This is a genomic window from Nocardioides sp. Kera G14 (assembly GCF_020715565.1).
In the GTDB taxonomy this organism is placed as follows: domain Bacteria; phylum Actinomycetota; class Actinomycetes; order Propionibacteriales; family Nocardioidaceae; genus Nocardioides.
Window position 1 is genome coordinate 296,049 of the sequence record NZ_CP085839.1, and the last position, 26,156, is coordinate 322,204.

Below are 26,156 nucleotides of genomic sequence, written 5' to 3' on the forward strand. Positions count from 1 at the left end.
GGACGCTGATCCGGGGAGGACCGATGGAGCTAGTCCATCTCGACCGGTCGATGGTCGAACTGATGCAGGGTCCCGTGGCAGTCCGCCACGGCGAGACCCGGCTCGACGTCGTCCTCAGCCTCCACCAGCAGATCGTCGTCACCTGCCGCGACGGTGAGTTCCACGCCGCGAAGGTCCTCTGGATCGACGATACGGAGGGCGAGCCCGTCTACTACCTGCACGTGGGTGTGCGGCTGCCGATGGAGCAGGCCGCGCAGCGGCTGACCGACGTCGACATGCTGCCCGAGAACCGCACGATGCACGAGCTGCTCGACCTGCTCGCTCAGCTGCGCGACGACGCGCGCCACCCTCAGGACCGCTGAGCTTCTGCCAGCTCGCGGAGGAACTCGCTCGTCCCGATCTCCAGCTTGTACGTCGCCAGCTCGTCGCCGCGCGTCACGCCGCGGTTCACGACGACGATCGGGATGCCCGCCTTCGCCGCCCGTCGCACGAAGCGTAGTCCGCTCATCACCGTGAGGCTGGACCCGGCGACGAGCAGCGCGCCGCCATGGCCCGCCAGGGCGTCGACCGCCTCGAAGCATTCGGCGACCAGTGCCCGGTCGGCGGACTCACCGAAGAAGACGACGTGCGGCTTGAGGTCACCGCCGCATGCGGGGCAGGGCGGGACGACGAAGTCGTCGGTCTCCTCCAGCGCGACGTCGCCGTCGGGCAGCAGCTCGAGGTGGCGGTGGCGTTCGGCCCAGCCGGGGTTGAGTTCCTCGAGCCACTCCTGCACCTCACGACGTCGCGTGACGCGACGGCAGCCGAGGCAGATCACCTCGCTGACGCGCCCGTGGAGCGCGATCACGCGACGCGAGCCGGCAGCCTCGTGCAGGCCGTCGACGTTCTGCGTGATCAGGAGCGTCGGGTCGATGGCGGCGAGCGCACGATGGCCCGCGTTGGGCTCGGCGCCACCCATCCGGGTCCAGCCGAGGTGGCTGCGCGCCCAGTAGCGCCGACGGTTGCGCACCCCCGCCTCGCCAGGTGCGACGAACTCGCCGAAGGTCATGGGTCTCCGTGGGACGGATCCGGCGCCCCGGTAGTCCGGAATACCCGAATCGGTCGAGAGCCCAGCGCCGGTCAGCACGACGAGCGGTCGGCCGGCGAGGAACGCCAACGCCTCGTCGTACGCCGTCCGCAGCTCCGTATCGAGACCCGTCATCCCGCCGCGCGCGCCTCGCGCGCCTGCCACTTGGCCCGGGCCTTGGCAGCCTCCTCCTCACGGTTCTTCGGGGGAGCCGTGGTGACGAGGGCGTCGAGCAGGTGCTGCGTGAGGTGGGCGATCTCGTGGACCGCCTCGTCGAAGGCGGCCTGGTTGGCCGAGGACGGCTTGGTGGTGCCGGCGATCTTGCGGACGTACTGCAGTGCGGCGGCGTTCACCTCGTCCGACGTCGCCGGCGGCTCGAAGTTGTTCAGCGGGCGGATGCTGCGGCACATGCCGCAAATCTACGCGCTCGGCTTCCAGTTGAGGGCGGCGATGACGAGCATCCGCAGCCGGATGCGAGCGGTGGCGATGATCGCGGGCTCCTGCTCGTGCCGGGCGTCCATGAGCTCGTCGACCGTGTCGACCATCGCCGTGACGATGAGACCGGAGAGGGCGCGCAGGTCCTCGGCCGGCCAGGAGTTGAGGCCCGCGAGACGCGCCAGATCGGTGGCCAGCTCCAGCTCGGAGAGCTCCAGCTCGTGCCGGATGGCCTCCCGGACCGGCCCGGAGGCACCGTTGCGCTCCCGGGAGATGAAGCCGAAGTGCCCGCGGTGCAGCGCGACGTGCGACGCGATCACGTCGACCGAGGCGTCGGCGACATGGACCGGCGAGGCGAGCGAGGCGGGGCTGCGGATCTCGCGGAGCATCGCCCGCAGGGAGACGAACGACTCGTCGACCAGCGTGAGGCCCAGCTCGTCCATCGTCGCGAAGTGTCGGTAGAAGGCGGTCGGGACGATGCCGACCTCCTTCGCGATCTGGCGCAGCGAGACCGCGGGCAGCGGCACACCGTCGGTGAGCCGGAGGGTGGCGTCGAGGATCGCACGGCGGGTGCGCTCCTTCGACTCGGCGCGCGTGGCGCCGGACACCTTCGTCTCACTCACCCGTCCATCTTAGTGCACACCCGTGCACTGTGCTGTGGATCACTGTTGACTCCGGCGCTCGGACCCCTCAGAGTTTTCAGTGAACGGTTGTTAACTGAACTTGAATGTTCCAGAAAGGAGCGACCATGGCCAACGGCACCCTCGATCTCGCCGGGCGTGTGTTGCGCTCACGGACCGTCGCGGCACTCGTCACCCCCCACTCGATCGACCACTACCTCACGCAGGTGCACCCGCTCTGGGTCGCCCACGAGGTGCGCGCCCGGATCGTCGATCGCAAGGTCGAGGTCGCTCCGTCCCTCGGAAGCCCGGATGCCGCGCCCGTCGTCACGCTCACCCTCCAGCCGACCTCGACATGGAAGGGCCACCAGCCCGGCCAGCACGTCAGCGTCGGTGTGGAGCTGCCGGGGGCCCGCCGTACGACCCGTGTCTTCACCATCTCCAGCCACTCCTCGCGGCCCGGCGAGCGGATCCAGCTCACCATCCGCGCCAACGATGCCTCGAAGCACGAGCGCAGCGTCTCGCAGTTCCTGACCTCCGAAGCCGCGCTCGGCGCGATCGTGCACCTGAGCCAGGCCGAGGGTGCCTTCACCCTGCCGGCCCGGATGCCCGAGCACGTCGTCTTCATCACCGGCGGCTCCGGCATCACGCCCGCCATGGCGATGCTGCGCTCGCTCCAGATGCGCACGCACCGCGGTCGCATCGACTTCCTGCACTTCGCCCACACGCCCGAGCACCAGATCTTCGCCGACGAGCTGGAGGTCGCCTCGCAGTCCGGCAACGGCCTGCGCGTGCACCGCCTCTACCCCGGCACGGGCGACCCCTATCTCTCGCCGGCCCTCCTCGAGAAGCTCGTCCCGGGCTTCGCCGAGATCCCCACGTGGGCGTGCGGCCCGGCCTCGCTGATCGAGGCCACCAAGGCGGCGTACGGCGACAGCGACACGCTCCAGGTCGAGTACTTCCAGCCTCCGCGAGCCACCGGCGTGGCCGGCGGAGAGCTGACCTTCGCCCGCACCGGCACCACCGCGACCAACACGGGCGGCTCGATCCTCGAGCAGGCCGAGGCTGCGGGGCTGCGCCCGAACAACGGCTGCCGGATGGGCATCTGCTTCTCCTGCGTGGCCACCAAGCGCGACGGCACCGTGCGCAACGTGCTCACCGGCGAGACCTCCTCGCTGCCCGACGAAGACATCCGGATCTGTGTCAGCGCCGCCGACGGCGACTGCACGATCGATCTCTGACCTCTCCGACACGGAAGGACACCCACCATGCCCACCACCCTGACCCCCGAGCAGCTCGAGACTTTCGGCGCCGAGCTCGACGCCATCCGTGCCCGGATCATCGCCGACCTCGGCGAGCCGGACGCGGAGTACCTCCGCAAGATCGTCAAGGCCCACCGCACCCTCGAGGTCGCCGGCCGCGCGATGTTCTACATCCCGCCGGCCTGGCCGCTCGCCGTCGCCACCCTCGGCGTCGCCAAGATCCTCGACAACATGGAGATCGGCCACAACGTCATGCACGGCCAGTACGACTGGCTGGGTGACCCGCAGTTCAACTCCCGCATGTTCGACTGGGACACGATGGCGCCGGGTGACAACTGGAAGCACGGCCACAACTACATGCACCACACCTTCACCAACATCCTCGGCAAGGACCGCGACATCGGTTACGGCATCCTGCGGATGGACGAGGGCCAGGCGTGGAAGCCCTACTACCTCGGGAATCCGCTCTACGCCCTCGGCCTGATGCTCTTCTTCGAGTGGGGCGTGGCGCTGCACGACCTCGAGGTCGACGAGATCGCGGCCGGCCGTCGGACGTGGGCCGACAACAAGATGATCGTGGACCGCATCATCAAGAAGATGCGCAAGCAGATCCTCAAGGACTACCTGCTCTTCCCGGCGCTGACCGGCCCGCTCTTCCCGATGACGCTCGCGGGCAACGCCGCGGCGAACATCATCCGCAACATCTGGGCCTTCAACATCATCTTCTGCGGCCACTTCCCGACCGGCGTCGCCACCTTCACGATGGAGGAGTGCCAGGACGAGAACGGTGAGGAGTCGCGGGGGCACTGGTACTACCGCCAGCTGCTCGGCTCGGCCAACATCACGGGCAGCAAGCTCTTCCACGTGATGAGCGGCAACCTCTCCCACCAGATCGAGCACCACCTCTTCCCCGACCTCCCCGCCCGCCGCTACCCGGAGATCGCCGGGGAGGTCCAGGAGATCGCCGAGCGCTACGGCCTCGCCTACAACACCGGCCCCCTGCACAAGCAGCTCGGCAGTGTCTTCGGGAAGATCGTGAAGCTCTCGCTCCCCGGTCGCCGTCGGCGTACGTCGGAGGGCGCGGGCTCCGCGACCGGGATGCAGGACACGCTGGCGGCCTAGGTGCCACTGAGGGAGACTGTGCGGGTGCCCCGCCTGAGTCGCGCCGAGATCCGCAAGGACACCGTCCAGAGCGCTGTGGTCGCCATGGCCGACACCGTCGGCGAGGTGACCGGCATCGTCACGACGGCCGTCAAGGACGTCGCCGGGTCACTCGGGGGACTGGCCACCGAGCTCTTCGAGCTGCGCGACTCGGCCCGGCGTGCTGAGCTCGACGGTCTCGGCGATGAGGACCTCATCGAGGTCGACGACGAGCTCGACGACGGGCTCGCTGTCGACCCGGGACCAACGCCCGGGACCTAGGTCCGGGTTTCGGGTCAATTGCCTGCCGGGCCGATGTGTCGCACCGGTGGGGCCTTTACCCTCACTCGGTGGGACGCCATCGCAGGGAGGACCCGGCCGGAGACGCCGTACTCCTGGGCCTGCCCGTCCCGACCCCGCGCGACGGTGATGACTCGGGTGACGAGGCCGGCGTCGAAGCGGACACCGACCTCGTCGCCGCTGATCGTGACCGGATCGCGCGGGACCTGCACGACCTGGTGATCCAGCGGCTCTACGCCACGGGTCTGCAGCTGCAGGCCGCCAGCAAGGGCTCGCCCGAGGAGATGGCGGCCGCGCTCGGCGACGGCGCGCGGAGTCTCGACCTGACGATCCGCGACCTGCGGGCCACGATCTTCGAGCTCGGCCGGGGGATCGGACCCCGCCTGACCGACGAGGTGCGCGCCCTGGCGGAGGAGTACGCCGGCGTGCTCGGCTTCCTGCCCCAGCTCCGCTTCACGGGGCCGGTCGACACGCTCCTCAGTGAGCGGGCCCGCGACCAGGTGCTGCTCACGTTGCGCGAGGCGCTCTCCAACGTCGCACGGCACGCGCAGGCCACCAATGCGGCCATCGGGTTGCACGCCTCACCGGCGTGGTTCATGCTCCGCGTGAGCGACAACGGCACCGGCCCGGCTGAGCCGCTGGGCGCTGCCTCGGGTCTGGCCAACGCCCGGCAGCGCGCGACCAGGCTGGGCGGCGTGATGCGCTTCGGCGGCGTCGAGCCGCAGGGCGCCTGCCTGGTCTGGATCGTGCCGGTCGGCAGCTGAGTCGTGCACGGCGAGCAGGACCAGCCGGCCCTCGGGCAGGTTCAGCTGGCGGTGCTGACGGCGACGAGGTTCGGCCGGCTCTCGCGCAGGAAGCGAGCCGAGACGGCGTCGTAGTAGGCGGTCCTGCGACGCTCGGCCACACCCTGCGCAGCGCTGCGGGCGGCGGCCCTCTCCTCGAGCGCGTGGTTGAGCGCACCCTGGAGGAGGACGAGGGCCTCGGCGCGCATCTGCGAGATGCGGGAGTCGGTGACGCCGAGCTCGGCGGCGATCTCCGCCATCGGACGCTCGGCGAGGAAGTAGCCCTCGACGACCGCGCGCAGGCGCTCCGGGAGCTCCGCGATGGCATGGGTGAGGAGGGTCAGCGTCTCCTGGTGCTCGACCTGCTGCTCGGGGCCGGCCTCACGGCTCGGAAGGATGTCCTCGATGGTGGTCATGGCCGAACCCTGCAGCGAGAGGACCTGGGCGCGCTGGACGTCGTCGTCGTTGCTGAGGATCTCGTCGACGCCGATACCCAGCGTGGAGGCGACCTCGTCGTTGGTGGCCTGGCGGCCGAGGGAGGTGGCGAGCTGGCTGCGGGTCGCCTCGATGTCTCGGGCGGCACGACGGACGCGGCGCGAGGCCCAGTCCACCGAGCGGAGCTCGTCGAGGATCGCGCCACGGATGCGACGGGCGGCGTAACGGTCGAACGGCACGCCGCGGGACTCGTCGTAGGACTGAGCCGCCTGGACGAGCGCCATCATGCCGGCGGAGGTCAGGTCGTCACGGTCGACATGGGCGGGGACTCGGGCGAGCGTTTCGCGGACGAGGTGACCGACCATGGGCAGGTAGTCAGCGATCTCGATCGGCGCGGACGCGGGCGACTGGGGGGCGTCGTCGTGGCGGGGGAGCATGACGCAGACTCTGCCCGGCCCGGGACTCTCGCGCCCAGTTGGCAGGGACCCTTTGGGACCGTCGCCGAGAACTTCGGGACCTTGGTCCATTTTGCACCGGACCAACAGCGATCGGGCATGACCCGTCCGGGCGTGGGATCGGCCGCCCGGACTACCGGATGAGCCATCTGAGGGTCCCGGTTGAGGGCCTGACCCGAGACGTGCCGACGAAGACGACCTGCACGGTGTGACGTCCGGTAGCGGTGCGGGTGAGGCGGATCGTCGCTCGCCCTCGCTTCAGCTGCCGTACGCCGACGCGACGCCCGTCCACGTAGACACGGACCCGTCCGGTGCTCGTCCCGCGGACCCGCACGTGGAGGCTGCGACCGCGGAGGCGGAGCGTCGTCCGGCTCGTGCGGTGGGCGCTCCTGGCGGCCTTGGGCACCGCGACCGTGTGGATCGAGCCGCTGCTCGTGCTCGTGCTCGTCGCCGGAGTGCTGGGCGTGCCGGTGCTGGGTGTGCCGGTGGCAGGCGCGCCCGTGGTGGGCGTCTCGGCAGCCGACGTGCGGTCGCGGCTCGGGAGGATCAGCACCGACGGGTCGTCGGGGGTCGAGTGGATCGTCAGGGGTGAGAGCAGCCCGCCGATCTCCGGCAGGGTGGGGAGGAGGTGAGGGACGTCGTACGCCTGCACGGAGAGGCGCAGGCTGTGGCCCGGCTGGATGCTGGCGCCGGTGGGGAAGACCTCGACGTCGACCGGGACCGTCTCGTTGGGCGCGGCTGCGGCCTGCGCGGCCAAGGTGTAGGGGTGCCACGGCTGGATGATCTGGCCGTCGAGCATCCGGCTCTTGGAGGTGTCGAGCGCGCGGTGCGAGATGACCTGCCAGCCGCCGGTGAGGCGCGTGACGCTCCCATCGGGTGCGACGTCGGAGACGGCGACCGAGAGCATGCCCTCGCCGGTGGGCGAGGAGACGTTGAGGTGGGCGTTGATCGGCCCGAGGATCGGCAGCGCGGTCGTCAGCGGGGCCGTCGTCCAGGTGGTGGCCTGGGCGTCGTTGATCCGGTTGTCGTCGAAGCACGGTGAGTTGAAGAGCTGCGCCATCCCGGGCAGCCCGGCGACCCACTGGTTGGAGGAGCGGGAGCAGAGACCCTGGGTCGGGAGCGGTGCCACGGTCTTCGTGCCGTCGAGCGGGATGACGGTGGCGCGGGTGTCGGTCGGGTCGACCCACTTCTGGGCCGTGCGCCAGACCTTGGTGCCCTGCTCGTAGTAGGTGATCGGGCTGATCGCGTCGAGCCCCGGATCCGCGATGCCCTTGAGGTAGTGGTCGAACCAGCGCAGCTGCAGCTGGTCGAGCGAGCCGAGGCCGGCTGCGTCGAGGCCGTCGCCGGTGGCGCCTTGGATGTGCGTCCACGGCCCGTCGATCAGCTTCACCGGGACGCCGCGCGACTGGAGGTTCTCGAAGAGCAGCGGGGTGCCGCGCTGGAAGATGTCGTACTCGCCGCCGACGAGGAAGGTCGGCACGTCGACCTGGTCCACGACGTTGATCGGTGAGCGCTGGGCATAGAAGTCGCCGTCGTACGCCGTCTCCGACCCGGCCATCGCGCCGGTCAGCACCGGGGCGGTGAAGGACGTGATGTCGGTGAGGTGGTCGACGAGTGCGGTGAGGCCCGAGGACGGATCGGTGGCGGTGACCGCCGGCGGGATGATGCCGGTGGCGGTCACGAGGCCGAGCCAGAACGGGATGAAGCCGGAGTCGACCGCACCGCCGCTGGCCACGACGTCGCGGTAGACGTCAGCCGCCGGAACGATCGGGAAGATCGCCTTGAGCCCCTGCGGGTGCTGGGCGGCGGTGAAGATCTGGTTGATGCCCATGTAGGAGGCACCGGTCATGCCGGTGACGCCGTTGCTCCACGGCTGGTGCACGACCCAGTCCATGACCTCCTTGCCGTCGAGGTTCTCGCGGGTGCAGAACGAGCACCACTGGCCCTCCGACGAGCCGGTGCCGCGTACGTCGACGACCAACGCCGCATAACCCCACGGGACGAGCGCCGTCCCCGTCGCCTTGCCCAGAACCGAGCTCACCAGAGGCGCCGACTTGTTGTAGGGCGTGAGCGTGACGACGGTAGGCCACGTGCCCGGGACCGCTGTGCCGTCTGCGTCCGCCGGGAGGGTCAGGTCGCCACGCAGAATCGTCCCGTCCGACAGCGGGATCGCGATGTCGGAGGTCGTGACCCTCTTGGTGTACTGGGCCGGCGGCTGCGTCCACGTGTCGGCGTGCGCCGGGGCCGCCGGGCTGGCCAGCGTGAGGCCGCCGAAGGCGAGGAGGGTGCCGAGGAGCTGTGCCAGGAGTGTCCGAGATGTGACCCGCGTCATGTCTGGTGAACGACGATGCCCCCGCGGAGTTCCGCGAGGACGCGCGGTTGTAGTCCGATTGGGCTATTTCTGGCCGGGTTTATATGCCTGTGTGCGGCCCCCCGTAGATCGGTCCAGTTCTTGTGAGTGTGCGGCCCCCCGTAGATCGGTCCAGTTCTTGTGAGGCTTGCTCTACAAGTGAGAGGACCGGTGTCAGTACTCGATGGCTGCAGCGAAGAGGTTGAGTCCGGAGCAGATCGTCGCGCGGTTGCGTGATGCGGAGAAGCTCCAGGCCCAGGGCGCGACGATCCCGCAGGTGTGCAAGAAGCTCGGGGTCAGCGAGCAGACGTTCTACCGGTGGCGTCAGAAGTACGGCGCGATGAAGGAGGACGAGGCGATCCGGCTGAAGACGCTGGAGCAGGAGAATGCCCGTCTGAAGCGGATCGTGGCCGAGCAGGCGTTGGACATCTCGATGTTGAAGGATCTGTCGAAGGGAAACTTCTGAGCCCGGCCCGGCGGCGGGACGCGGTGGCGATGCTGATCAAGAAGTACAAGGTCAGCGAGCGCCGTGCCTGCCGGCTGGTCGGGCAGCACAGGTCGAGCAATCGCTACGAGCCGAGGCCCACCGATCTGGAGGCCAAGCTGGTGGAGCGGATGCACGCGTTGAGCCTGGAGCATCCGAAGTGGGGCTATCGGATGATCCACGGGCTGCTGGTCGCTGAGGGCTGGCCGGTGAACAAGAAGCGCATCGAGCGGTTGTGGCGCCGCGAGGGGCTGCAAGTGCCCCCGCGCAAGGTGAAAGCCTCAGGTCAGAAGGCGGTGGGTGAGGACGCGAACTCCACGCGTCGGCTGCCGGCGCGATACCGCAATCACGTCTGGTCCTATGACTTCATCAAGCGCAGGACCAGTGACGGGCGCCCGTTGCGGGTGCTCAACGTCATCGACGAGTTCACGCGGGTCGGGCTCGGGTCCCACGTCGCCCGAGGTATCGGCGCCAAGGGCGTGCGCGAGCATCTGGAGAAGCTGTTCGAGATTCACGGGAAGCCGACTCTGATCCGCGCCGACAACGGGCGGGAGTTCATCGCCGACAGCCTGCTGGACTGGCTCGGGGAGCAGCAGGTCCGCGGGGTGTTCATCGCCAAGGCCAGCCCGTGGCAGAACGGCATCAACGAGCGGTTCAACGGCACGATGGAGCGCGAACTCTTCGGCCACGAGGTCTACCACTCGATCCTCGAGGTCCAGTTCGTCGTCGACGCCTGGACCGAGAAGTACAACACGATGCGAGTTCATCGGAGTTTGAAGGGACAGACCCCGGCGGCGTACGCCAAGATGCTCCAAGAAGCGACTCCGTACAACCTAGGTGGTGGTAGCCGATGAGAGGCCCTACCGCCACTGCGCGTGGACCAGTCGCAACAACCCGACCCCGGTGTCCCAACCGGGTCGGACCAACCAGCAGCTCACACGGATGCTGGACCAGATCTTCGGGGCCGGACAGGGTCAAGGTCCATTTGATCGAGCGTCTCGTCAACGCACACCCCGTGGTCAGGAGACCCGGATCGGCCGCGCTCGCTAACACCAGGGGAACACCACGGTCGCTCCGCGGGGAACGCATTGCGGAAAAGGCAAACGATCCCTGATCTGCATCGCTGCAGGTCAGGGACCGTTTCTTGCCTGTGGCCAGGGGCGGGGTCGAACCGCCGACCTACCGATTTTCAGTCGGTCGCTCGTACCAACTGAGCTACCTGGCCGGGCCGGGGGAGAGATTACCGGAGTCGGAGCGCGGGTTACGAATCGGGCTGCGCCCGGTGGCCTCGGACGGCGGCTCCGAAGACCCGCTGGGCGACGGTCTCGATGTCACCGCCCCACGGCAGGAAGGGCTTCGTGATCTGGAGCGAGACGAAGCCGTGGGCGGTGCTCCAGAGGTCGAGGGTGGTCTCGGCGGGCTCGCCCGTGGGAAAGAGTCCGGCGTCCATGCACGCGGAGACGGCCTCGTTGAGGTGCGTCCACGCCCCGGCGGCGAGCACCTCGTCGATGTCGGGTCGCGGGCACGGGTCCATCGTCGCCAGGCGGTAGTGCTCGGGATGGGCGACGGCGAAGCGGACGTAGGCCATCGCATAGGCGTAGAGCCGCTCCAGCGGCTCCTCGACGCCCGCGGCAGCTGCGACCATCGCCGCATCGAGGTCCTCGAAGACGTCGATCACCACGGCCGACAGCAGTGCGTCCTTGTCGGCGAAGTGGAGATAGAGCGACGGCGGCGTGACGCCGACCGCGTGGGCGACAGCACGCATCGAGACCGCGTCGGAGGACGGCGCGGCGGCCATCAGCTCCCGTGCCGCGGCGATGATCTCCGCCCGCAGTTGCTCGCCGCTGCCGCGGGGTGACCGGCGCCTCGACGTACCGACCACGTCACTCCTCCTTGAGGCCGATGCGGTCGTGGAGGCGGGCGAGCGGGCGTGGGGCCCACCAGTTGGCGCGGCCCATGAGCTGCATGAAGGCGGGCACGAGGATGCCGCGGACGAGGGTGGCGTCCATCAGCACGGCCAGGGTGAGTCCGAGGCCGAACAACTGCATGAAGAGGACCTTCGAGGTGACCATCGCGGCGAAGACGATCGCCATCAGTGCCGCTGCGGCGGTGACGATCCGGCCGGTCCTTCCGAGGCCCAGGGCCACGGCGCGGGTGTTGGCCTCGTGGGTGTGGTCGGAGTGGACCCATTCCTCGCGGATGCGCGAGAGCAGGAAGACCTCGTAGTCCATCGACATCCCGAAGGCGAGGCAGAACATCAGCACCACCATGTTCGCCACGAGATAGCCGGCGGGCGTGAACCCCAGGACCGAGGAGAGGTGGCCCTCCTGGAAGACCCACACCATGGCGCCGAACGTGGCTGTGAGGCTGAAGAGGTTGAGGATCAGTGCCTTGAGCGGCACGACGATCGACCCGGTGAAGAGGAAGAGGATCAAGAACGTGGTCAGGGCGATCAGGCCGAGTGCCCAGGGCAGTCCGGCGGCGATGCCGTCGATCGCGTCGACGTTGAACGGCCCCCAGCCGGTCCAGTGCACGTCACCCATATCGGCGGGTACGTCGACGGCCCGGATGTCCCGCACGAGCTGGATCCCCTTGTGGGAGAAGGGGTCCACGTCACTGCTGAGGTCGAAACGGACCGCGTCGTCCTTGGGGATGGCGCTGACGCCGTCGACGCCGTCGACCTTCTTGAGGCTGTCGACATAGGAGGCGATCGCGCTCCTGTCCGCGCCCCCGGACACCGTGACGCCGTTGAGTGCGCTGGCCGCGTTGGTGGCGAAGTCGGTGCGCAGGGTGTCACCGACCTGGCGCGAGATCTGGGCGGTCGGCAGGACGCGGTCGTCGGGATAGCCGAACGCCGCCCTGAGGAACGGCGAGCCGAGGAGCAGCAGGATCGCGATGACGGTCGCGCCGAAGATCACGGGTCGTCGCATCACCTTGCTGGCCAGGGAGAACCAGAAGGTCTGCTCCGCCGGCCGGTCGGCGTGGATGCGCCGCACCTTGAGGGCGTTGACCTTGTGGCCGAGCAGGGTGAGGAGCGCGGGAAGGATCAGGAGCGAGGCGGCTGCGGCGATCGCGACGACCGCGATGCCGGCGTACGCGAAGCTGCGGAGGAAGTAGAGCGGGAAGACGGCGAGGGCCGCCAGGGAGAGGGCGACCGTGCAGGCGCTGAAGAAGACGGTGCGCCCTGCCGTGCTGACGGTGGTGGTGACGGCCTCGGCGATGTCCCTGCCACGGGCGAGCTCCTCGCGGAAGCGGCTGACCATGAAGAGGCTGTAGTCGATGGCGAGCGCGAGGCTCAGCGCCGTCGTCATGTTCATCGCGTAGATCGAGACGTCGGTGATCGCGGCGAGCCCACGAAGGATCGCCAGTGTGCCGACGATCGCGAGGATGCCGATGCTGAGCGGGATCGCGGCCGACACCAGCGAGCCGAAGACGAGGATCAGCGCGATCGCCGTGAGCGGGATGGAGATGAGCTCGGCGCGAGTGAGGTCCTTCGTCGTCTGGTCGGTGACGGCGCCGTACGTCGCTGCGGCCCCGCCGACCTTGATCGTGGCGGTATCGACCTTCGTGTTGAGGTGGTCGGCGAACCACTCGCCGCGGCTCTGCACCTCGTCGTCGTCACCCCGTACGTGCGCGAGGACGAGTGCCTGCGACCCGTCCTTGGAGCGCAGCAGCGGCTTCTCCTGCTCACTCGCCGACCAGTACGACGACACGTTGCTGACCCAGTCCGCCTTGCTGCTCAGCGTGTCGGTCACGCGTTCTGCGGCGGCCCGCGCCGCATCCGTGTCCGCGCCGCCCGGCGCGCTGATGAGGAGGATCAGGTTGGCCGAGCCGCCGTCGAAGTGCTCGTCCAGCTGATTGGCCGCGACGGTCGAGTCGGCGTCGGGGACGGTGAAGCCTCCGGCCTTGAGGTGGCTGGCCACGGGTGCGCCGAGCGCGGCGCCGACGATCAGCAACAGGACGCCGGCCGCGAGGATGCGGCGGGGCGCGGCGAGCACCAGAGCGGTGATCCGGGAGAACATGGATCATTCTTAACGTCGTTAACTTAACGTCGTCAATCCTCGGGTCTGATTGGTCTGGTCCTCTTCCCTCCCCCTAGACTTGCCGCGCTCCCGCGGTCGAAGGCTGACGGGAGTGCCGCCCCGTTCGTCTAGCGGCCCAGGACCCCGCCCTTTCACGGCGGTAGCGCCGGTTCGAATCCGGTACGGGGTACCGATCGAAAGGTCCCTCTGACCTGTGGAAACGCTGATCAGGGCGCCGTCGTCATCACCCGCTGGAACGCCCCGTGGCAACGAAATGGCAACACCGGGCAGGTCGAACGGCTCGTTGCGAGCCTCGGTGGAGGCTGACGGCATCGACCTGCTGGCCCCGACGTGGGAGGCAGCGTGAGTCCGTGAGTCGCGGTTCGGGCAAGACGCAGGCGACGAACCGTGCTGATGCCTTGCTGTGGCTTCGTGACGCACACGAGTTCCACGCGGTTGCGGTGCCCGTGCGCGCCGAGACTCCGAAGTCCGCGATCAGCCTCTTCGTCCAGGCAGGCATCGCCTCATCGGATGCGATCTGCGGGATGGTTTTGGGGGAGTACTGGCGAGGGGACGCGCATTCCGGGGCGATCAAGCTCATCGGAGGGGTCAGCCCCGACGGCAAGGAGTTGTCGAAGTCGCTCGGCACGCTGCTGACCCCGAAGGACGCCGCGCACTCTTCGACGAGGATGTTCAACGACTCAGAGGCGGTGGGCGCCGAGCGTGCCAGTGCTGCGCTGCTCGCTAAACGGCCGAGAAGCGGCGACCCGCTGACCGTCAAAGACTCAGTCCCGAATCCCTCGCGGGCCTGCCAGGGCCGGGAGCTTCCTGGAGTGGCGACGGCTGGGCTGAGGAGTCTTCGCGGCACGCCCACGTTCTGCGGCCATCCGGTCGGCTCGCCCGACCCTAACCGTGGTCGTGCTGGCTGTGCTCGTGCTGGCTGCGGACGTGTCCATCGGGGTCACCGTGTTGCTGGCCGTGCTCGCCGCCGTGCTCGTGACCGCTCACGTCGTCGGGGCAGCCGCCCATCATGGCGAGCATCTGCCGACCACCGGTGGCGAAGAACCGCACGAGCAGGGCGGCGGTCAGCAGCAGGGCGATGATGTTGAGGAAGGTCGTGTAGTTCCAGGAGATGCCCTGCTCCACCACATGGGTCGACGCGTGTGCGGGCACCAACCGAAGGACGTGGAAGAGGAGCTCGACGACGTACCCGCCGATGACCATGGTCGCGTAGAAGCCGCCGAGCAGGACCAGCGTCATGCGGGTGCCGTAGTACTTCCGGTAGATCACGAGGATCGGGATGATGATGAGGTCGGCGAACATGAAGGACACGACGCCGCCGAAGCTGATCCCGCCGCTGTAGAGCACCGCGGCCAGCGGGACGTTGCCGATCGAGCAGACGAAGCTGAGGATCGCGATGATCGGCCCGACGATCGGCCCCACGACCGCGGAGAGCACCGGGTGGTCGGCGGCGAAGAGGTGGCGCCAGAACGAGTCCGGCACCCAGGCCGCCACCGCGCCCGCGATCAGCAGCCCGATGACGATGTCTCGCACGACCGCGGCCCATTCCATCACGTAGATGTGGGAGACCGATGTGAAGCCGGCGCCCGTGCGAAGCCGCTGCCACCACGACCCCTCGCCGTCGACGCTCATGTCCATGGCGGCGTGGCCCTCCATCGAGCCGGCCAGTCCCTTCTCAGCCTGCTCTCGTGCCGCGTCCACCAGAGGCCCGTGGACGAAGAGCCGGAAGAAGATGGCCACCAAGACGATGATGATCGGACCACCGACGAACTCGGCCAGCGTGAACTGCCAGCCCAGCAGCAGCGCCATGATGATGCCGAGCTCGATGACGAGGTTGGTCGAGGCGAGCTCGAAGACGATCGCCGCGGTGAAGCTCGCGCCCTTGCGGAAGAGGGAGCGCGCCAGCGCCACCGCGGCGTAGGAGCACGAGGAGCTGGCGATCCCGAGCCCGGTCGCCTTCACCAGGGTGGAGGGGCGGTCGTCCCCGAGGGCGCGGGCGATGGCCTCACGTCGTACGACGGCCTGCACGATCGCCGACAGGACGAAGCCGAGGATGAGCGACCACGTGATCTGCCACGCCATGGACCCGGCCATGCCGAGAGCATCGAGAACAGCGTCGATCACATTCATGGGGTCCACCGTGCCACCAGGGGCGAAACCGGCGATCGGCTAGAGACCACGCGAGCCATGCCGGTGCAACGAGGCCGACACATGACGGGCGACGACCAGCTTGAGCACCATGAGGAGGCAGGCTGCGACGAGCGCCCACCAGGCCCACCCCTCGCGCAGCAAGACGGCGCCGAGGCCGACGTGGACGGCGATGACGACGGCGACATCAGCGGTGAGCACCAGGGCTGCGTCGGTGGCGGTGATGAAGCAGCGTCCCCAGACGAGCTCGAGCACCACGGCCCCGTCGGTGACCGTCGCCTCGCGGATCGGCGGGCCGCCGGTGCGGTCTCGCTGGTGGAGGTGGCGCAGCATGCCGGCGCCGTGGCTGGCGAGCTGGTCGCGGTAGCGACCGGCTCGGGTGGTACGACCGTGGCTGTCGAACGGAGCATGGCCCCTCCTCGCTGCAATTCCTCGGGTGACTGCCGCGAGGCAATCGTCAGGTGATCGTACGTCGGGGCACTTGTTCGTTCACCCGACGCGGCTGCCGCGCGACGCTGACTGCCGATATCCGTGCAGTCGTACGGATATCGGGCGGATGGGCGGGTAACCCTTTCGTTGAACAAGACGTCTCGAAGAACGGAGGAGATGGGATGCGGGACGGTGACCCGAAGGAGCGTTCGGGGCGTCATTCGCATCCGGTCGACCCCCGAACGCGTTGCCCGCGCCCGTGAGCGGCTGCCCAACGCAGAGGAGGGAGACCGGCTCGCCAGCGTCCTGACGCTGATGGCCGATCCGACTCGGGCCCGGTTGCTCTATGCCCTCGACGTCGCAGACGAGTTGTGCGTCGGTGACCTGGCCCTTGCACTCGGCATCAGCGAGGACGCCGCCTCCTACGGGCTCCGCCTTCTGCGCACTGCTGGCCTGGTGGCCCCGCGCAGGCAGGGCCGGATGGTGTTCTACCGACTCGCCGACGGCTTTCCAGAGCCGCTGCGCGAGCACTGCCTGCGTCAGCTGATCGAGATGTCACGCCGCACGATCGAGGAAGACGAGGAAGGGCGCTAGCCATGGAGTCGCAGGACACGAGTCACGAGCACGGCATGAGTCACGAGGACGGGCCGATGCAGCACAGCGGCCACCAGCGGGGCATGTACCTCCGGTTCGGTGCCATGCTCCTGACCGCGATGGTGGTCATGTATGCCGCGATGTTCGCCGGCACCTACCAGTGGAGTCACGTCCGGCTCAGCGAGAGCCGCATCTTCATGGCGCTCACCATGGGTGGCGCTATGGGGATAGTGATGCTGGCCTGGATGTGGAAGATGTACTCGAACACCAAGGTCAACGTCGCCGTCGTCATCGCCAGCCTGCTGCTTCTCGCGGCTGGCGTGGCGCTGGACCGCAGCCAAGTGCTCGTCGGAGACACCGGCTACATGAAGTCGATGATCCCCCACCACTCGCTCGCCATCACCCGCTCCGAGCGCGCGCACCTCGATGACGTGCGTGTGTGTGAGCTGGCGCAGGAGATCAGCAAGTCGCAGCGTGAGGAGATCCTCGAGATGGACTGGTTGATCGATGACATCAAGCGCAACGGAGCCGCTGAATCCGCGGCGGATGCCGAGGCTCGACCGGTCCCGGACTTCAGCCGGGCCGCGGAGCGCACCTGCCCGTCGCGTTGAGTCCGAATCCGCCGCCGATAGTGCCGAGGTTGATATCCGTGCGGCCGCACGGATCCGGCTGTAAGACGCGGGGTACCTGAATCGAGACGGGGCAGCGGGACCGATGGGTGCGCCAACGGGTCACCGACGCTGTCGCATCGGGAGGAACGCAATGACTCACACCAAGATGCTCGAGGCCTACCCGAAGGACCTCGGCGGAGTCGATCGCGAGAAGCTGGCGGAGTGCATCGAGGCCTGCTTCGAGTGTTCGCAGACCTGTACGGCCTGCGCGGACGCCTGTCTTTCGGAGGACATGGTCGCCGAGCTGACGAAGTGCATTCGCACGAACCTCGATTGCGCGGACATCTGTGCGACGACGGGCAACGCGCTGTCCCGGCACACCGGTTACGACGCCAACCTCACTCGCGCGTTCCTCGAAGCCTGCGCCGCCGCCTGCAAGGCCTGCGGTGACGAGTGCGGCAGCCACGCTGACATGCACGAGCACTGCAAGATCTGCGCCGAGGCGTGCCGCCGCTGCGAGCAGGCCTGCCGCGACCTGCTCGCCACGCTGGGCTGACTGCCGGTCCGCAACAAAGGCGGCCCCTGATCCTCTGGAATCGGGGGCCGCCCTTGCGCGCAGCGCTGTTCGTCAGCTGGACGCGATGAGCTGCGTCATGGTTGCGATCTCCTTGTTCTGGTCGGCGATGATCTTGCCGGCCAGGTCGACGGCGGGCTGGTACTCGCCGCCGTTCTGCTCGGTCTGGGCCATCTGCACTGCGCCTTGGTGGTGCTTGACCATCATCTGGAGCCACATCTTCTGGAAGTCGGCGTCGGGCGCCTTCTCCAACGAACTCATCTCGTCGTCGGTCATCATGCCGGGCATCGACTCCATGTCGCCCATGTCGCCCATGTCGTGACTGGCCGAGGCACTAGGAGTGGAGGTGCCCCACGAGCTCAGCCAGCCGTTCATGGTCTGGATCTCCGGAGCCTGCGCTGCCTTGATGTCATCGGCGAGCGTCCGGACCGCCGGATCGAGTTGACGGCCAGACGTCATCTCGACCATGTCGAGCGCCTGCTTGTGGTGCTGGATCATCTCTGTGGCGAAGCTGACATCGGCCTCGTTGTGGCCGGTGTCGGCGGCCGGAGCGCTGGTTCCGTCCATCGCCATGCCGGAGTCGGAGTTGTCGCTCCCGCAACCGGTGAGGGTCAGGGTGAGGCCTAGTGCGAGTACGCCGACGAGTGACGTGAGGGGGTGCTTCATGTTGTTCTCCTTGGAGTTGTTGGTCATCTGGGTATGAGGTGGTCGGCGCAGCCGCCCCTCAGCACCTGATGACGGAGAACTCCCAGACGAACGGTGGTCCCGCTCGGACGCGGGTGTGCATGGGGGACGGCGGGGACGAGCGCGGGGCTCGGAGTGGTCGGATCCGGACCCGGAGCCTGCGTAGAGCCAGCAGTCCCAGCAGCGCGCCGGCCGCCGCCGTCAACATGGCCAGGCACAACATCAGCATGCACTCGGTACCACAGTCGGTCGTACGCGCTGCAGATGACGCCGTCGCTGGCCCCGCCATTGCATGGACGTCCGCCGCCGGCGGATTCTCCGCAGTGGCTGCCTGCATGGCAGCGTGGTCGCCAGTTGAGCATCCGCTTCCGGTGACGAGGCCGTGCATACCAAAGATGCCTGCCACGAGCGCCGCGATGACCAGCGCGAGAAGCGCTGGAGGTAGGCCCAGCGGCTTCCTCGAGGCCTTCGCTGTCACGGTCCTCGATTCTACGGAGCGCTGCACTGCGCCCTGCGGCTCAGTGGCCGAAGCGGCGCCGCATCCAGCCCTTCGGGGCTCACCCTTCGGGTGACCGGCGCACCACTGCGTGGCAGGTACGGACGCCTTGACGTCGGCGACGTGCTGGCCACACCCGGCCCAGGTGGTCTTGGAGCAGGTCTTGCAACGGACGGATCGGCACATGAGGTGCTTCCTTTCGGAGAGGGGTAGGTCAGGCGGGGGTTTCGCCGGCATCAAGGGCGTCAGCGAACTCGCAGAAGGTGTCGTAGGCGCGAGCACCGTGCACGGTGGCCGGGCCGCCGTGCATGAGGAAGGTGACGCCGATGGCCTCAGCCGCCTCCTGGCGTGTGGCGCCGGCGCGGACTGCCGACTGGGCGTGGGACGCGACGCAGCCGTCGCAGCCCTCGACCACGCCGATCGCGAGCGCGATGAGCTCCTTGGTCTTCTTCTCCAAGGTGCCATCGGCGAAGGCGGCCTGCGAGAGGGCGCCGAAGCCCTTGTGGACGTCGGGGATGGCGCGGCGGAGCTCGCGGCTGAGCGACGACAGCTCCGTCAGGACCGTTTTGCCGTGGGCGGAGTGGTGGGTCATCGAGATTTCCTTCAACTGTGAGCGGGTCAGTGGGAGAACCGGATGGTGGGCAGGATCCGTCGTAGCCAGCCAGGGCTGGCCCAGGCGGCGCGGCCGGTCAACCGCAGCAGGACCGGAAGGAGCACCAGCCGGACGAGGAAGGCGTCGAGCAGGACGGCGATGCCCAGGATGATGCCCATCTCCTTAGGTGGCAGCGGCCCGGAGAGCGAGAAGGTGAAGAAGACCGCCACCATCACGGCCCCGGCGGCGAAGATGACCCGCCCGGAGTGGGCGACGGCACCGACCATGGCCTCCTTGGGGTCGTCGGTCTTCTCCCAGTGTTCCTTGGCCGAGGCCAGCAGGAAGACGGTGTAGTCCATCGCGATGGCGAAGATCATCGCGAAGAAGAACACCGGGGCCCAGGCGTCGAGGAAGCCCTGCGGCTCGAAGCTGAAGAGTCCGGAGAGGTGGCCGTCCTGGAAAACCAGGCGCGCGACGCCGAACGCAGCTGCGGTCGACAGCAGGCTGACCACGGTGCCGAGCAGTGCAATCAGCGGCGCCTGCAGTGCGACCAGGAGCAGAAGGAAGCCCAGACCGAGGACGATTCCGATCACCCACGGGGTGGAGCGGTCGAGTTGGGTCTTGAGGTCGAGGTTCTCCACCGCGGCGCCCCCGACGAGAACGCCCTCGGGGAGATCGGCGCGCAACCGGTCCACGGTCTGCCCCAAGGCCGCGTCGGAAGGGTCGACCTTCGGCACGGCCTGGATGATCGAGTACGCCGCACCATCGACGGCCGTCGCGGCCGGCATCGCGAGAGCAATGCCGGGATCAGTCGCGATTGTCTTGGCAGCCGCGCTCGCCTCGGAGGCCGGGGCGACGATTTGGAGTACCCCGGGTGCGCCCAGACCGAACTCGGCCTGGACCCGGTCGTAGCCGATCCGCGCCGGAGCATCGGAGGGAAGCACCTTGATCGAGGGCATCGCGGTGCGCAGACCAAGAACGGGTGCGGCGAGGGCGAGCAGCACGATCAGTGCCACGCCGCCGTACGCGATCGGTCGGCGCCACAGCTGCATGCCCCACTTCTCGAAGCGCGGAGAGCGGTGCGCACTGACGCGGGCCCAGGGCAGAGCCAGCTTGTTGATCCGGGTATCGAGCTTCCCCAGCACTAGGGGCAGCAACGTGAGGGTGGCTGCCAGCACGAAGACGACCGCGAGCATGATGCCGCCGGCCATCGAGCGGAACGCCGGGGAAGGCACGATCTCGACCGCGGAGAGGGACACCAGCACAGTGGCGCCCGAGAGCAAGACGGCCTTGCCGGCGGTGTCCATCGTCTCCGCGATCGCGTGCTCTCTGGTAACGCCCGGCACAGCGCGAGCGGCGCGGAACCGGACCACAAGGAACAGGGCGTAATCGATGCCGAGCGCGAGGGCGAACATCATCGCGAAGTTCATCGCCCAAATCGAGACCGGCACCACCTCGTTGATCAACACGAGCGAGCCGGCCGAGGCCACGAGCCCGGCCATCGTCAGCAGGAGAGGCAGGCCGGCAGCGACCAGCGCACCGAACGCGAGGACAAGGATCGCCAACGTCACCGGCCAAGACAGCATCTCCGACTCCAGCATCGCCTCGAGATTGGCGGCGTTGAAGTCCGACCACAGCTGGGAGGCCCCTGTGGGGGTGACCTCGATCCCGTTGCCGGAGAGACTGGTCAGCGGCGCCTTCAGGGCCTTGGCGACCCGCACCATGTCGTTGGTGCTGGAGCCGGCGCCGCCGATGACGATCGCCGTGCGTCCGTCCGCGCTGAGCGTGGCGCCGGGCCGCGGCGCGATGACCGAGGCGATCCGATGGTCACTCCTCAGGATCTGCTCGACCTGAGTGAGCACCTGCTGGCCGGCAGCCGTCGTGAGCGGGGAGCTGTCACTGTGGACCACCACCTGCAGGGCGGAGCTTGCGTTGCCACCGAAGTGCTGCTGCCCGAGATCACGGGCCTGGACCGATTCGGAGCCGCTGGCCTGCCAGCCCGCGCCGGAGAGGGACGTCTCGACCCGTGGCGCGAAGGCACCGAAGCCGATCACGACGAGCAGCCAGATAACAGCAGTGGCCCTGCGGTGGCGGAGCACAGCGAGGCCGATGCGGCCGAGCAGGCCGGGATGCGAGGTGCGGGCGTGAGTGGTGGTCATGGGAGCTCCCTTCGTAACCCCCTAGGGGGATATGATGACGACCATACAGAACCCCCCAGGGGGATGAGCAAGTTGTCACGAGGAGAACCAGATGAACCACTTCACCTTGAGTGCCAGCGTCGTGACGCCGTACGACCAGACGGTCGAGCGCGTGCGTGAACTGCTGGCCGACGCGGGATTCGGCGTACTGACCGAGATCGATCTTGCGGCAACGCTCCGCGCCAAGCTCGGCGTCGAGATCGAGCCGCGGATCATCCTGGGGGCCTGTCGGCCGGCACTCGCCCACCAAGCTCTGGAGCTCGACAGCCGGGTAGCCACGCTTCTGCCCTGCAACGTCGTGGTGGCCGCAGCCGTCGGGGGAGCAACGGTCGAGGTCTTCGACCCAGCCGTGATGACGCAGTTCAGTCCGGCTCTGGCCGGAGTGGCCGCCGACGCGAGGGCGCGGCTGTCGGGAATGATGAGTGCTCTCACCGGAGATGTGGAGGACCCCCATGCGACTCGAGCCTGACGAGACCAAGGCGATCATCACCCGCCTCAAGCGGGCCAACGGCCACCTCGCTGCGGTGATCCGCATGCTCGAAGAGGGATCGGAGTGCGAGGACGCACTGACGCAGCTCGCTGCGGTGAACAAGGCGATCAGCCGGGGTGGCTACGCACTGGTGGCGACGGGGCTCGAGAAATGCCTAGCGGACGGCGGGCGTGAAAGCGTCGACACCAAGAAGATGGAGAAGCTCTTCCTCGCCCTTGCGTGAGGCGCACTCGCGTCGCTGTCCTAGCCTGCGACGCGCTGTGAAGAGGCCGCTCGCGGCCCCGGCTGAGCCGCGGGTGGCAACAAAATGGCAACAGAACCCCGGAAAATGGCCTCTGACCTGCGGTTTCATCGATTTTCGATCGTGACCGTCACGGTCACATCGGCCAATTTTTCGACTTTCACGGCGGTAGCGCCGGTTCGAATCCGGTACGGGGTACAAAGGAACCGTGGACATCACCGAACTGATCCTCTTCCAGCACCAGGAGCAGCGCCGCCAGTTCGCGCTGCTCGATGAGATCCCGCCCGCGGACACCGAGACGCTTGGTGCGCTGTGGAGCCGGCTGAAGGCGTTCCTCGAGGTGCACGCCGAGGCTGAGGAGCTCTACTTCTATCCCGAGGTGCTGCGCCTCGGGCAGGGCGCCCCGGGCACCGACCAGGATGGTCCCGAGGCGGAGACCGAGGATGCGATCAAGGATCACAACGAGATCCGCGACGGCATCCGCAAGGCCGACGACAACCCGGTGGGCAGTGACGGCTGGTGGGAGGGCGTCCGTGAGGCACGTGAGGCCAATGACGACCACATGGGCGAGGAGGAGCGCGAGGACCTCGCCGACTTCCGGCTGCATGCCGACCTGAAGACCCGCCACGAGATCGCGTTGAAGTTCGTGGCCTATGAGGCCAAGCACTGGGGTGGAGTCAAGCCGGTGGACAAGGACCCCGAGGAGTACGTGGAGCAGCACGGCTGAGACTGAGTCACTGGATGCGCCTCGGTCCCATGACCGCCTCGACCCGGGCGGGGACGTACTTGTGCCACGGCGTCCCGGCGAACTTGTCCCGGCGCCTCGCTCCGGACAGCTCATTGAGGGCGACGCCGGTGCGGACCCGCTCGCCGTTCTCGTCGGGGTAGTCGGTGCCCAGGCCGTTCGGGAGCGAGACGTGGCCCGGCTGCATGATGTCGGTGATCTCCACGCCGACCTCGGCGGAGCCGGTCTCGGTCGTCACGCGGACCAGGGACTCGGACGCAAGGCCGAGGCGCTGCGCGTCCAGAGGGCTGATCCGCAGCGCACCGCCCGCGTCGCGACGACGCCACGACGGATCGCGGATGATGTCGTTGGCCGTGAACGCCCGGCGCTCGCCGGCCATCAGCACGAAGGGGAACTCCTCGGTGGTCCACGACGAGGGCGTCTCGGCGAGGGCGCGCAACTCCGGCAGGAGCTCGGGGATCGCGATGGTGAAGCGGTTGTCGCTGCGTCTGACGTAGTCCCACGCGTTCTCCCATTCGTCGACGGTGAACGTCACGCCCGAGCGCTCACGCAGGATCGCCTCGAAGAGCTGCTGTCCGGCGTCGAGTGCCGGGCCCGTGAAGCCGGCACGGGCGACGGCGTCGGGATACTGCAGGCTGCACAGATGGGAGGCGCCCCACAGGATCGCGGCGGCGCGGGCCCCATCGGGCAGGGTGAGGCCGAGCGTCTCGTAGAGCACGTAACCGACCATCCGCAGCAGCGCTGGGTCGGCGGTGGCGGCGGAGAAGAAAGCCAGCGCGAAGGCGTCGGTGCCGGCCTCGAGCGCGGTTCGCAGCCGGGCCAACAGCGCCTCGTCCACGGCGTCCAGCTCCCGCATCACACGGGCGTAGATCTCGGCTTCCGGCAGGGTTCCGGGCAGGGGATCGACCACGGGGCCCCGCAGTTGGAACGAGTTGTGCGGGAACTCCATGTTGAAGAAGGTGCACTCCCACTTCTCGAACTGGCTCGACGCCGGCAGCACATAGTCCGCCGTGCGTGCAGTCTCGGTGAAGGCGACGTCGACGACGACCGTGAGGTCGCAGGCGCGCATCGCCTCCTTGAAGCGCTCGGAGTCCGGCAGCGAGTGGGCCGGGTTCGAGCTGTCGATCCACATCGCCCGCAGCCGCTCGGGGTGGTCGGTGAGGATCTCCTCGGCGATCGAGTTGGCCGGGATCATGCCGGCGATGACGCGGGCGCCGGTGACCGGCGTGGTGCGCTCGGCCCGCGGATAGGCCTCCGCGGTGAGCATGTCGCTGAGCACCGGTGCGAGCCGAGCGAGCAACTGGCGCGCCACGGCATTGGTGGCGCCGCCGGGAAGCGGGGAGGCACAGGCCAACGACGTCGTACGTGAGAGGGCACTGGCGCCGGAGGCGACGCCACGGGCGAGCGCCTTCTTCGTCAGCTTCTTCACCCCAGTCGAGCTCGGCCGAGGCTGACGTCGCGGATCGGCCGGTGGGGCGCCCGCGAGCGAGACGAACCACGAGTGCAGCGCCATGGTGCCGGGCTTGCCGAAGTTTCCGGTCAGGATCCAGAGCAGCTTGTTGAGGTACGACGTCAGCGTGCTGTTCGGCCCCTGCTGGGTGCCGAGGTCCTCGTAGGTCGCGGCACTCTTCGCGGTGGCGAAGCGCCGGGTGGCGGCACGGATCAGGTCCTCGGGCACCCCGCACCTCTCCGCGTACGCCGACACCGGGATGTCCCGCAGCGCAGCGAGCACCTCGTCGGCTCCGTCGGTGTGCTCGGCAATGAACGCGTGGTCGAGCAGGTCCTCCTCGACGAGGACGCCGAGCATCGCGGCGAGAAGCCACGCGTCGGTGCCGGGCCGGACCTGGAGGTGGAAGTCGGCGAGCTCGGCGGTCTCGCTCCGGCGCGGATCGACCACGATCATGGCCCGCTCGGGATCACGCGCCATCTCGCGCAGCACCGGCCGTGCCCGGGGGAAGGAGTGCGTCTGCCACGGGTTCTTGCCGAGGAACATGACGACCTCGGCGTGCTCGAAGTCGCCCTTGGTGTGGGTGCCGTAGAGCTGGCCGTCGACCCACGCCTCGCCGGTCTTCTCCTGCGCGAGCGCATTGGAGTAGTACTTGGTGCCCAGCGCCGCGCGCAGCGACTGCCCGTAGGCCGCCGGCAGGTGGTTGCCCTGGCCGCCTCCGGCGTAGAAGAGGATGCGCTCGCCGCCGTACGTCTCCCTGACCGCGGTCAACCGCGCGGCGATCTCGGAGATGACCGTGTCCCAGTCGATCTCCTCGTACGTGCCGTCCCCACGGCGACGCAGCGGGGAGCTCAGCCGGTCCCGACTGCTCTGGTAGCGGTCGAGGCGCAGCGGCTTCTCGCAGGTGTAGCCCTGCGAGGAGACGTGGTCCTTGTCGCCGCGAATCTTCGCCAGCCGGCCGTCGGCCACCTGGATCTCGAGGCCGCAGTTGCACTCGCACAGGATGCAGGCGCTCTTCTGCCAGGTCGGCTCGCCCACGCCGGGCGTCCCGAGGTAGGTGGTCATGGATCAGCTCTCCCTCTGTGCACGGGCGACGGAGCGCTTCTCGACCTGGTGCAGCACGGTCTTGAAGACGCCGCTGAACAGCACCTTGAAGGCCGGGTCTGCGAGACCGCCGACGAGGGGCAGCTCCACGGTGAAGACGGTCCTCCAGTCCACGCGCGTGCCGCCGGGCACCTCGGTGAACTCCACCCGGCCGAGGTCGTGGCGAGCCTTCGGGAACGACCAGGTGATCCGGTACTCCATCAGGTGCGGCCGCTCGAAGGCCGTGATCTCCTCCCGCAGCTGGATCGCACCGGCGTTGAGCCGGCGGACCGCGCCCAGGCCGTTCTTCTCGGTGTGGCCGGGCGTGGTGACCTTGGAGGAGATCGCCATCGGCAGTTCGGAGAGCCGCTCGTGGTCGGTGTACTCGTCGAAGACGATGTCGATCGGGGCGGGGATCACCTTGGAGAGGGAGATGGTCTGCATCGGGCTTC

At 68.4% G+C, this 26,156-nt stretch carries 27 protein-coding genes and 2 tRNA genes; 14 read left to right on the forward strand and 15 right to left on the reverse strand.

The annotated features are described in order from the left end of the window. Positions 1 to 23: 23 nt before the first annotated feature. Positions 24 to 362 (forward strand): hypothetical protein, encoded by a 339-nt coding sequence (locus LH076_RS01475; RefSeq protein WP_227782201.1) that lies wholly within the window; start codon positions 24 to 26, stop codon positions 360 to 362. On the opposite strand, the gene LH076_RS01480 is transcribed toward LH076_RS01475, so the two are convergent. The 3 genes from LH076_RS01480 to LH076_RS01490 are packed head-to-tail and all read right to left on the reverse strand — an operon-like array spanning position 350 to position 2,124. Further along, on the reverse strand, positions 350 to 1,201 hold the full coding sequence (locus tag LH076_RS01480) for a Sir2 family NAD-dependent protein deacetylase (protein ID WP_227782202.1): 852 nt from the start codon (positions 1,199 to 1,201) through the stop codon (positions 350 to 352). The two genes, LH076_RS01475 and LH076_RS01480, sit on opposite strands and share 13 nt — an antisense overlap. After that, the gene (locus tag LH076_RS01485; protein ID WP_227782203.1) at positions 1,198 to 1,476 is read right to left on the reverse strand and encodes a DUF2277 domain-containing protein; all 279 of its coding nucleotides are present in this window, start codon (positions 1,474 to 1,476) and stop codon (positions 1,198 to 1,200) included. The genes LH076_RS01480 and LH076_RS01485 overlap by 4 nt, the downstream gene beginning before the upstream one ends. Before the next feature lie 9 nt (positions 1,477 to 1,485). Continuing rightward, on the reverse strand, positions 1,486 to 2,124 hold the full coding sequence (locus LH076_RS01490; protein ID WP_227782204.1) for a TetR family transcriptional regulator: 639 nt from the start codon (positions 2,122 to 2,124) through the stop codon (positions 1,486 to 1,488). Positions 2,125 to 2,249: 125 nt separating this feature from the next. On the opposite strand from LH076_RS01490, the gene LH076_RS01495 reads away from it, so the two are divergent. The 4 genes from LH076_RS01495 (at position 2,250) to LH076_RS01510 (ending at position 5,587) form a co-directional block, all read left to right on the forward strand. Next, a complete protein-coding gene (locus tag LH076_RS01495; protein ID WP_227782205.1) occupies positions 2,250 to 3,362 on the forward strand; it encodes a flavin reductase family protein in 1,113 nt (370 codons plus the stop codon). Positions 3,363 to 3,389: 27 nt separating this feature from the next. Continuing rightward, positions 3,390 to 4,505 carry a fatty acid desaturase family protein gene (locus LH076_RS01500; RefSeq protein ID WP_227782206.1) on the forward strand — a complete coding sequence of 372 codons (1,116 nt, stop codon included), beginning with the start codon at positions 3,390 to 3,392 and terminating at the stop codon, positions 4,503 to 4,505. Between the two features lie 24 nt (positions 4,506 to 4,529). Then, positions 4,530 to 4,805 (forward strand): hypothetical protein, encoded by a 276-nt coding sequence (locus tag LH076_RS01505; RefSeq protein WP_227782207.1) that lies wholly within the window; start codon positions 4,530 to 4,532, stop codon positions 4,803 to 4,805. A 68-nt stretch (positions 4,806 to 4,873) separates the two neighbouring features. Further along, positions 4,874 to 5,587, forward strand: a complete 714-nt coding sequence (locus LH076_RS01510; protein ID WP_227782208.1) for a sensor histidine kinase — start codon at positions 4,874 to 4,876, stop codon at positions 5,585 to 5,587. Positions 5,588 to 5,628: 41 nt separating this feature from the next. On the opposite strand, the gene LH076_RS01515 is transcribed toward LH076_RS01510, so the two are convergent. Further along, entirely contained in the window at positions 5,629 to 6,477 is an 849-nt protein-coding gene (locus LH076_RS01515) for a sigma-70 family RNA polymerase sigma factor (RefSeq protein WP_227782209.1), read from the reverse strand. Positions 6,478 to 6,628: 151 nt separating this feature from the next. After that, complete coding sequence (locus tag LH076_RS01520) at positions 6,629 to 8,827, reverse strand: CocE/NonD family hydrolase (protein ID WP_227782210.1); 2,199 nt, start codon at positions 8,825 to 8,827, stop codon at positions 6,629 to 6,631. Positions 8,828 to 9,029: 202 nt separating this feature from the next. Between LH076_RS01520 and LH076_RS01525 the strand changes: the two genes are divergently transcribed. Together LH076_RS01525 and LH076_RS01530 are read left to right on the forward strand one after the other, a co-directional pair. Next, complete coding sequence (locus LH076_RS01525; protein WP_227781116.1) at positions 9,030 to 9,311, forward strand: transposase; 282 nt, start codon at positions 9,030 to 9,032, stop codon at positions 9,309 to 9,311. Between the two features lie 29 nt (positions 9,312 to 9,340). Further along, positions 9,341 to 10,183: an IS3 family transposase gene (locus LH076_RS01530; RefSeq protein WP_265333819.1), complete on the forward strand. Its 843-nt coding sequence runs from the start codon at positions 9,341 to 9,343 to the stop codon at positions 10,181 to 10,183. A 297-nt stretch (positions 10,184 to 10,480) separates the two neighbouring features. Here LH076_RS01530 and LH076_RS01535 read toward each other — a convergent pair. The 3 genes from LH076_RS01535 to LH076_RS01545 form a co-directional block, all read right to left on the reverse strand. Further along, positions 10,481 to 10,554, reverse strand: a tRNA-Phe gene (locus tag LH076_RS01535). 36 nt (positions 10,555 to 10,590) lie between these two features. After that, entirely contained in the window at positions 10,591 to 11,211 is a 621-nt protein-coding gene (locus tag LH076_RS01540) for a TetR/AcrR family transcriptional regulator (RefSeq protein ID WP_227782211.1), read from the reverse strand. Between the two features lies 1 nt (position 11,212). After that, on the reverse strand, positions 11,213 to 13,351 hold the full coding sequence (locus LH076_RS01545; protein ID WP_227782216.1) for an MMPL family transporter: 2,139 nt from the start codon (positions 13,349 to 13,351) through the stop codon (positions 11,213 to 11,215). A gap of 117 nt (positions 13,352 to 13,468) precedes the next feature. Between LH076_RS01545 and LH076_RS01550 the strand changes: the two genes are divergently transcribed. After that, a tRNA-Glu gene (locus LH076_RS01550) sits at positions 13,469 to 13,541 on the forward strand. A gap of 716 nt (positions 13,542 to 14,257) precedes the next feature. Here LH076_RS01550 and LH076_RS01555 read toward each other — a convergent pair. Both LH076_RS01555 and LH076_RS01560 read right to left on the reverse strand, forming a co-directional pair. Then, positions 14,258 to 15,502 carry a permease gene (locus tag LH076_RS01555; protein WP_227782217.1) on the reverse strand — a complete coding sequence of 415 codons (1,245 nt, stop codon included), beginning with the start codon at positions 15,500 to 15,502 and terminating at the stop codon, positions 14,258 to 14,260. 39 nt (positions 15,503 to 15,541) lie between these two features. Then, positions 15,542 to 15,853 (reverse strand): hypothetical protein, encoded by a 312-nt coding sequence (locus LH076_RS01560; protein WP_227782218.1) that lies wholly within the window; start codon positions 15,851 to 15,853, stop codon positions 15,542 to 15,544. 288 nt (positions 15,854 to 16,141) lie between these two features. On the opposite strand from LH076_RS01560, the gene LH076_RS01565 reads away from it, so the two are divergent. The 3 genes from LH076_RS01565 to LH076_RS01575 all read left to right on the forward strand — a co-directional run bounded on the left by LH076_RS01565 (position 16,142) and on the right by LH076_RS01575 (position 17,710). Further along, a complete protein-coding gene (locus LH076_RS01565; protein WP_227782219.1) occupies positions 16,142 to 16,543 on the forward strand; it encodes an ArsR/SmtB family transcription factor in 402 nt (133 codons plus the stop codon). 2 nt (positions 16,544 to 16,545) lie between these two features. Next, entirely contained in the window at positions 16,546 to 17,154 is a 609-nt protein-coding gene (locus LH076_RS01570; protein ID WP_227782220.1) for a DUF305 domain-containing protein, read from the forward strand. A 151-nt stretch (positions 17,155 to 17,305) separates the two neighbouring features. Further along, positions 17,306 to 17,710 carry a four-helix bundle copper-binding protein gene (locus LH076_RS01575; RefSeq protein WP_227782221.1) on the forward strand — a complete coding sequence of 135 codons (405 nt, stop codon included), beginning with the start codon at positions 17,306 to 17,308 and terminating at the stop codon, positions 17,708 to 17,710. A gap of 72 nt (positions 17,711 to 17,782) precedes the next feature. On the opposite strand, the gene LH076_RS01580 is transcribed toward LH076_RS01575, so the two are convergent. The 3 genes from LH076_RS01580 to LH076_RS01590 form a co-directional block, all read right to left on the reverse strand. Then, positions 17,783 to 18,394, reverse strand: a complete 612-nt coding sequence (locus LH076_RS01580; protein ID WP_227782222.1) for a DUF305 domain-containing protein — start codon at positions 18,392 to 18,394, stop codon at positions 17,783 to 17,785. Between the two features lie 728 nt (positions 18,395 to 19,122). Next, positions 19,123 to 19,500: a carboxymuconolactone decarboxylase family protein gene (locus LH076_RS01585; RefSeq protein WP_227782223.1), complete on the reverse strand. Its 378-nt coding sequence runs from the start codon at positions 19,498 to 19,500 to the stop codon at positions 19,123 to 19,125. A gap of 26 nt (positions 19,501 to 19,526) precedes the next feature. Further along, positions 19,527 to 21,659, reverse strand: a complete 2,133-nt coding sequence (locus LH076_RS01590; protein WP_227782224.1) for an MMPL family transporter — start codon at positions 21,657 to 21,659, stop codon at positions 19,527 to 19,529. Positions 21,660 to 21,750: 91 nt separating this feature from the next. Between LH076_RS01590 and LH076_RS01595 the strand changes: the two genes are divergently transcribed. The 3 genes from LH076_RS01595 to LH076_RS01605 all read left to right on the forward strand — a co-directional run bounded on the left by LH076_RS01595 (position 21,751) and on the right by LH076_RS01605 (position 23,156). Beyond that, the gene (locus LH076_RS01595; protein WP_227782225.1) at positions 21,751 to 22,167 is read left to right on the forward strand and encodes a DUF302 domain-containing protein; all 417 of its coding nucleotides are present in this window, start codon (positions 21,751 to 21,753) and stop codon (positions 22,165 to 22,167) included. Further along, entirely contained in the window at positions 22,151 to 22,411 is a 261-nt protein-coding gene (locus LH076_RS01600; protein WP_227782227.1) for a metal-sensitive transcriptional regulator, read from the forward strand. The genes LH076_RS01595 and LH076_RS01600 overlap by 17 nt, the downstream gene beginning before the upstream one ends. Positions 22,412 to 22,637: 226 nt before the next feature. After that, the gene (locus LH076_RS01605; RefSeq protein ID WP_227782228.1) at positions 22,638 to 23,156 is read left to right on the forward strand and encodes a hemerythrin domain-containing protein; all 519 of its coding nucleotides are present in this window, start codon (positions 22,638 to 22,640) and stop codon (positions 23,154 to 23,156) included. 7 nt (positions 23,157 to 23,163) lie between these two features. On the opposite strand, the gene LH076_RS01610 is transcribed toward LH076_RS01605, so the two are convergent. Continuing rightward, a complete protein-coding gene (locus LH076_RS01610) occupies positions 23,164 to 25,686 on the reverse strand; it encodes a molybdopterin-dependent oxidoreductase (RefSeq protein ID WP_227782230.1) in 2,523 nt (840 codons plus the stop codon). A 3-nt stretch (positions 25,687 to 25,689) separates the two neighbouring features. Continuing rightward, positions 25,690 to 26,148: an SRPBCC family protein gene (locus LH076_RS01615; RefSeq protein ID WP_227782231.1), complete on the reverse strand. Its 459-nt coding sequence runs from the start codon at positions 26,146 to 26,148 to the stop codon at positions 25,690 to 25,692. Between the last annotated feature and the right edge of the window lie 8 nt (positions 26,149 to 26,156).

Excerpts from the sequence above, each read along its gene's own strand:
- LH076_RS01475 (WP_227782201.1), top strand. The coding sequence starts at position 24 with ATGGAGCTAGTCCATCTCGACCGGTCGATGGTCGAACTGATGCAGGGT.
- LH076_RS01480 (WP_227782202.1), bottom strand. The coding sequence starts at position 1,201 with ATGACGGGTCTCGATACGGAGCTGCGGACGGCGTACGACGAGGCGTTG.
- LH076_RS01485 (WP_227782203.1), bottom strand. The coding sequence starts at position 1,476 with ATGTGCCGCAGCATCCGCCCGCTGAACAACTTCGAGCCGCCGGCGACG.
- LH076_RS01495 (WP_227782205.1), top strand. The coding sequence starts at position 2,250 with ATGGCCAACGGCACCCTCGATCTCGCCGGGCGTGTGTTGCGCTCACGG.
- LH076_RS01500 (WP_227782206.1), top strand. The coding sequence starts at position 3,390 with ATGCCCACCACCCTGACCCCCGAGCAGCTCGAGACTTTCGGCGCCGAG.
- LH076_RS01515 (WP_227782209.1), bottom strand. The coding sequence starts at position 6,477 with ATGCTCCCCCGCCACGACGACGCCCCCCAGTCGCCCGCGTCCGCGCCG.
- LH076_RS01520 (WP_227782210.1), bottom strand. The coding sequence starts at position 8,827 with ATGACGCGGGTCACATCTCGGACACTCCTGGCACAGCTCCTCGGCACC.
- LH076_RS01525 (WP_227781116.1), top strand. The coding sequence starts at position 9,030 with ATGGCTGCAGCGAAGAGGTTGAGTCCGGAGCAGATCGTCGCGCGGTTG.
- LH076_RS01530 (WP_265333819.1), top strand. The coding sequence starts at position 9,341 with ATGCTGATCAAGAAGTACAAGGTCAGCGAGCGCCGTGCCTGCCGGCTG.
- LH076_RS01545 (WP_227782216.1), bottom strand. The coding sequence starts at position 13,351 with ATGTTCTCCCGGATCACCGCTCTGGTGCTCGCCGCGCCCCGCCGCATC.
- LH076_RS01555 (WP_227782217.1), bottom strand. The coding sequence starts at position 15,502 with ATGAATGTGATCGACGCTGTTCTCGATGCTCTCGGCATGGCCGGGTCC.
- LH076_RS01560 (WP_227782218.1), bottom strand. The coding sequence starts at position 15,853 with ATGCTGCGCCACCTCCACCAGCGAGACCGCACCGGCGGCCCGCCGATC.
- LH076_RS01570 (WP_227782220.1), top strand. The coding sequence starts at position 16,546 with ATGGAGTCGCAGGACACGAGTCACGAGCACGGCATGAGTCACGAGGAC.
- LH076_RS01575 (WP_227782221.1), top strand. The coding sequence starts at position 17,306 with ATGACTCACACCAAGATGCTCGAGGCCTACCCGAAGGACCTCGGCGGA.
- LH076_RS01580 (WP_227782222.1), bottom strand. The coding sequence starts at position 18,394 with ATGAAGCACCCCCTCACGTCACTCGTCGGCGTACTCGCACTAGGCCTC.
- LH076_RS01585 (WP_227782223.1), bottom strand. The coding sequence starts at position 19,500 with ATGACCCACCACTCCGCCCACGGCAAAACGGTCCTGACGGAGCTGTCG.
- LH076_RS01590 (WP_227782224.1), bottom strand. The coding sequence starts at position 21,659 with ATGACCACCACTCACGCCCGCACCTCGCATCCCGGCCTGCTCGGCCGC.
- LH076_RS01595 (WP_227782225.1), top strand. The coding sequence starts at position 21,751 with ATGAACCACTTCACCTTGAGTGCCAGCGTCGTGACGCCGTACGACCAG.
- LH076_RS01600 (WP_227782227.1), top strand. The coding sequence starts at position 22,151 with ATGCGACTCGAGCCTGACGAGACCAAGGCGATCATCACCCGCCTCAAG.
- LH076_RS01610 (WP_227782230.1), bottom strand. The coding sequence starts at position 25,686 with ATGACCACCTACCTCGGGACGCCCGGCGTGGGCGAGCCGACCTGGCAG.
- LH076_RS01615 (WP_227782231.1), bottom strand. The coding sequence starts at position 26,148 with ATGCAGACCATCTCCCTCTCCAAGGTGATCCCCGCCCCGATCGACATC.